The sequence below is a fragment of the Escherichia sp. XD33 genome, from assembly GCF_019375075.1.
GTDB classification, from domain to species: domain Bacteria; phylum Pseudomonadota; class Gammaproteobacteria; order Enterobacterales; family Enterobacteriaceae; genus Enterobacter; species Enterobacter flexneri_A.
This window is the reverse complement of sequence record NZ_JAENDM010000109.1, coordinates 1-4,865: the sequence shown is the minus strand read 5'-3', so window position 1 is coordinate 4,865 and position 4,865 is coordinate 1. Positions and strand designations below refer to the sequence as shown.

Genomic DNA, 4,865 nt, shown 5'->3' with positions numbered 1-4,865 from the left:
ACTGACCGGAACCGGGGCGGAACTGGTACTGTCCGGCAGTCAGTGGCAGTCGCTGCCGGTACTTCCGGCAGACGGAACGCAGGTGTCTTTCCCGTATGCCGGAGAATGGCTGACCGAAGACGAAATCAGGGCTGTTCTTGATGCGGTGCACGATGCGGTACGAAGCATCTGTTACCAGGTGGCAGAAGATGCGCGGCGTATCCGTGCGGCGCTGACCACCACCGGTCAGACGTTGCTGACCCGCCAGACGCGCCGCTTTCGCCTGGTCGTGAAGGAAAGCGATCACCCCTGCTGGCTCGATGAAGATGACGAAAACCTGCCCGTGGTGCTCGATGCCATCGTGAACCGGGGAGCACGTTTTTCGTCGGTGGAAATGTATCTGGTCAGTGAGTGTATTGAGCATATCCTGTCCAGTGGGCTGGCCTGCGATGTGCTGCGTATACCGGATGAACCGCCCCGCCGCTGGTTTGACCGTGGTGTTCTGCGGGAGGTGGTCCGGGAAGCCCGGGCCGAAATCCGCAGCATGGCGGATGCCCTGGCAAAAATCCGGAAATGATGACGTTGGCGGGGTAAATCCCCGCCTTTTTCCTGCCGGTCCCCGGACAGAGCACAAAGGAAGTCGCCGCCGGCTCCGCTTTACCCGGCCATGCGGGGCATGGCCTTGTGGGTTTTCAGTTATGTGGCCTCAGCGTCGTGTGCGGGCTGTGCCGTGCCTCCATCGTAGCCGGGCTGGCAGGGATGCAAGGGTACGCTTCGCCGCTGCGGTCACCCGGTCCCTCCTTCCCGTCTGCCGTGATTTTCCGGTCGTTCACCCGCTCAGATTTCGCGGTCTCACCCTCCAACTCCCGCCAGCCGTGTGCGTCAGGCTGCGGCTTCCCTTGCGCCCTTGCATCCCCGCCTTATCGCCCGGCTTTTATGGAGGCACGGCACCGCCCGGTGTCGCGGAATATGTGAACAACGGAGGAAAACATCATGCAATATGCGAAACCTGTCACTCTGAACGTTGAAGAGTGCGACCGTCTCTCCTTTCTACCGTATCTGTTTGGCAACGATTTTCTGTATGCCGAGGCGTATGTGTACGCGCTGGCGCAAAAAATGATGCCGGAATATCAGGGAGGCTTCTGGCACTTCATCCGCCTGCCGGACGGTGGCGGTTACATGATGCCGGATGGCGACCGTTTCCACATGGTGAACGGTGCAAACTGGTTTGACCGTACCGTGAGTGCTGATGCCGCAGGCATCATCCTGACCTCCCTTGTGATTAACCGCCAGTTGTGGCTGTACCACGACAGCGGGGATGCAGGACTGACCCAGCTTTACCGGATGCGCGATGCGCAGTTGTGGCGTCACATCGAATTTCACCCCGAATGCAACGCGATTTACGCGGCTCTGGACTGATTAACGGACGGGGCGGCAATGCCGCCCCTGTAAAGGAGACGAGAACATGTACTGTACTGTTAAAGAAATTATCCGCGAAGTGCTGGATACAGACGTGCCGGACAGTGAATGCGTTTTTGCCGTAGTGCTGACCCGTGGGGATGTGCGTCACATAGCCCAGGACTGGAGTCTGACAGACGATGAGCTGGAAACCGTCATGCAGCGGCTGGACGATGCCTTTGAATATGGTGCGGATGTCAGCGTTGTTCACGGCGTTGTTCGTGAACTGATGGAAGAAAAGCGCGCCAGCCGTCAGGTGACAGTCCCGGCGGTGATGCTGGAAAAAGTGATGGCGCTGGCAGGCAGTGAAATGAAGCGCCTGTATGCCGTCGGGAGTGAGAACGGGGGCGACGGTGACGCATTCGTCAGGGAGGAACGCGAAGCAATGGACGTTGTGTTACAGGCGCTGGACGGGGAGACGATGTCATGAATATCAGCACAGAAACCCGCGAAATTCTGCGTAATTACAGGGCCGTGATTAATGCGCGGCGTCGTGAAATGGGGCAGAAACCGCTCACCACCGCGCAGATTGTTGATGAAATCTGCGATTTTGTGGCGAATCAGCAGGCGGTTTTCCTGGGCGGTCACTACATCTTACAGGGTAGCAGAAACAGGTGATACAGGGGCAGGCGGTGGAGGCCGCCTGTCAGTCCGCGCGAAAACCCCTGGCAGGCTGACGCCTGCCGGAAGGGAAGCGGGCCACGCTGGCGCGTCGCCCGTTACCCTTCCCGTCTGTGATGTGTCTGACTCAGGAGTGTTTCTTTCTTATGTTATGGAACTGTTCCTGATGTTGTTGTTCCTTTATCTGCTGCTCTGATTCTGACTACTGCAGTGTTGTTCTGTCTGCCGGGTCGGGTAGCAGCGGCACATTGCTGCGCCGCCGCCCCCTAAGAACGGAGCGTGCGAGTTTCCCCGCACTCCGCTCAAGCCTTTATAAGTGCTTTCGGTGAGCACCGGCTTCCCTGCTGTGTAACTGTCGGTGGCAGTTCGGATGTAACAACTCGAGATTGGTCAGTTCGTCACTGCCGCCCATAACTTTCCTGATCCGGTGATGTATATTCCATCCGGTCTGGTTGGTTATGGGTTGTCCGCACTGCGGACAGTGTTTCCCCTGCCTCTTCCAGAGTTGAACTACTGTCTTCATCTTCTTTGATTTGCCTTTCCAGATTAGATCCAGACGACGTTCAAAGTAGATTTCCATTCCGGGGGTGTATGGTGTTGCTTCGCCTTTGATTTTTATATGGCGCTTTATCGGTGTTTCCATTGCCCGGAAGAGAGTCAGAATTTTCCCTTCCGGGGTTATGGCTTTAAAGATCCAGCGCCTGCCTTCAAAGGAGAAGTATCGTCCGGCGATCCACCGCAATCCTTTTCGGGGGTGCCTTCTTACACACCATCGCCATATAGCTCGCCAGATTTGGGTGTCGACATAATTAAATGTTTCTTTCGCCACGACGTGTCGGTGATAGGTAGCCCATCCCCGGATTACCGGGTTTAGCTGGCCTATCAGTTTCCATGCCGGGAGCGTCGGATTGCGTTTAATTATTTCTCTGACTTTACAGAGGAAGTTCTTCAGGTTTTTCTTCGACGGTTTAATCAGCATTTTACCGTTGTACTTCCTGACGTTCTGCCCTAAAAAGTCGAAGCCTTTATCTATATGTGTAATCGCGGTTTTTTCTTCCGACAGTTCCAGCCCTCGTTCGCGCATGAAAGCTGCAATCAGTGGTCTGACCTCATTTTCCAGCAATTCACGGGAGCTGCCTGAACAGATGAAATCATCAGCATATCTCACATAATTCACCTGGTGCTTTGCACTGTGATAACCACTTTTCCTGAACGTTTGCATCAGTTCCTTCTCCAGTCCGTCCAGAGCCATGTTGGCGAGAACAGGGGATATGATGCCTCCCTGCGGTGTCCCGCTGTTCGTATGGTTAAACACGCCTCTTTCCATGTAACCTGCTTTCAACCATTTTTTAAGCAGTCTCCTGTCCATCGGAATATGGGAAAGCAGCCAGTCATGGCTGATGTTATCGAAACACCCTTTAATATCGCCCTCCAGTATCCATTTGGGCGATACTTTCTGGCTCATCCGCAGAAAAATGGACTCAATGGCGTCATGCGTGCTGCGCATTGGTCTGAAACCATAGCTGTTATGGTCAGCAGTGGTCTCGGATACGGGTTCCAGAGCCAGCAGCCACAGTGCCTGCATGGCCCGGTCCCTCATTGTGGGTATGCCCAGCGGTCGCGTTTTGCCGTTTGATTTTGGGATATGTATTCGCCGTAGTGGCTGTGGCCTGTAACCACACAGATTCAGGCTGCATATTCCTTCCCATTTCTCCTTCGGTGTGTGCCATATTTTTCCGTCAATACCGGGTGTCCTTTTACCGGTATTTTCAGTTACACGCCTGACAGCCACGGCTTTGCCGGAGAATGAGCGGGTGAGGATGCGCTGTAGTTCTCTGACCTGCCGCCATTGTTGCTGTCGGGTTGCCTTTGCAATCCGTAACTGTAGCTTTCGCACCCGGGCATGGCATGCTTTCCAGTCTATGGTGTGCCAGCCTGTCGGGTGGGGTATCGTGGACACACTGATGTGTGTATTCATCTCGCTGATATCCTTTTGACTGCTTTACAGCTTTTCATGCAATTAAAGACCAGACGGAAGTCTGCCCGCTTTCGCGTCGGGGAACCTGCCCCGTATCCCGGTCATTACAACCGGGCATTTGCTTTTTCCGTCCTCCTCTGCCCGCACCGCCTACAGTGTTCCTTACGGTTCACCTGCCTGTAAGGCAGCGATACGGGTTTACCAGGTTCCGCTTAACATACAGAGGGTCAGGGCGGGTTCTGTCTCTTCACCGGGGGTCTCTGCGCCCATGTGCTCCCTGTGCGCGAGGTAGCAACCGGACCCCGTACCTTTTGGTTCAGGCCTGTCAGCATCTTTGGCCTGTTGCCGATAACGGTGTTTATCAACAGTTCACATGTGTTAACCCTTCTGACCAGCCTTGCTCTCCTGCCACATGATGCTTGCAGCAAGGTAAAGCCCCTCACGGGGCTTTACCCGGGCTGACGCCCGGCTCTCGTTGTCCCGGGAGCTTCAGACCCCGCCGTTGCCGGCAGCGCCTGTCCCGGTAGGCTACAGCTAATGGGATAGCTGGTTTTATCAATGTAAAACAATACGTTAAGCGACTTCCTGTCGCACGCGCACCTTCGGCTCCCGGCTGCCTGGCGGCATCCGGTCGTCAGGCCCGACTCCGACAGGCAGCTGCTGGCGCACCTGCCAGTCTCCGCCGAACCCGCTGGCGCGGTTTCGGGCTGTCGCTACGGTCCGATGCGTGAAAACCCCGGGCTTGCAGCGACCGTTCCGGTCGCGCCGCCTCTGTCGCGCCGTGGCCTGCGCTCCTTACATCCCGGCAAAAGGCCGCCGGGATGTAAGG

General features: G+C 56.0%; 5 protein-coding genes and 1 pseudogene. 4 read left to right on the top strand and 2 right to left on the bottom strand.

Annotated features, from left to right (window positions below):
• From K0778_RS24820 to K0778_RS24805, 4 genes are all read left to right on the top strand, one after another.
• A partial coding sequence (locus K0778_RS24820) for a hypothetical protein (protein WP_201276758.1) occupies positions 1 to 556 on the top strand: 556 nt, incomplete at its 5' end.
• A gap of 416 nt (positions 557 to 972) precedes the next feature.
• Positions 973 to 1,398 (top strand): antirestriction protein, encoded by a 426-nt coding sequence (locus tag K0778_RS24815; protein WP_001198928.1) that lies wholly within the window; start codon positions 973 to 975, stop codon positions 1,396 to 1,398.
• Between the two features lie 46 nt (positions 1,399 to 1,444).
• Positions 1,445 to 1,867, top strand: coding sequence for a DUF1380 family protein (locus tag K0778_RS24810; RefSeq protein WP_000271753.1), 423 nt, complete (start codon positions 1,445 to 1,447; stop codon positions 1,865 to 1,867).
• Entirely contained in the window at positions 1,864 to 2,055 is a 192-nt protein-coding gene (locus K0778_RS24805; RefSeq protein ID WP_001027516.1) for a hypothetical protein, read from the top strand. Before K0778_RS24810 ends, K0778_RS24805 begins: the two co-directional genes overlap by 4 nt.
• 313 nt (positions 2,056 to 2,368) lie before the next feature.
• Here the strand turns inward: K0778_RS24805 and ltrA are convergent, their stop codons facing one another.
• Together ltrA and K0778_RS28000 are read right to left on the bottom strand one after the other, a co-directional pair.
• Complete coding sequence (gene ltrA / locus K0778_RS24800; protein WP_012372796.1) at positions 2,369 to 4,036, bottom strand: group II intron reverse transcriptase/maturase; 1,668 nt, start codon at positions 4,034 to 4,036, stop codon at positions 2,369 to 2,371.
• Between the two features lie 728 nt (positions 4,037 to 4,764).
• Positions 4,765 to 4,865 (bottom strand): annotated as a pseudogene (locus K0778_RS28000) (hypothetical protein); the annotation flags it as partial.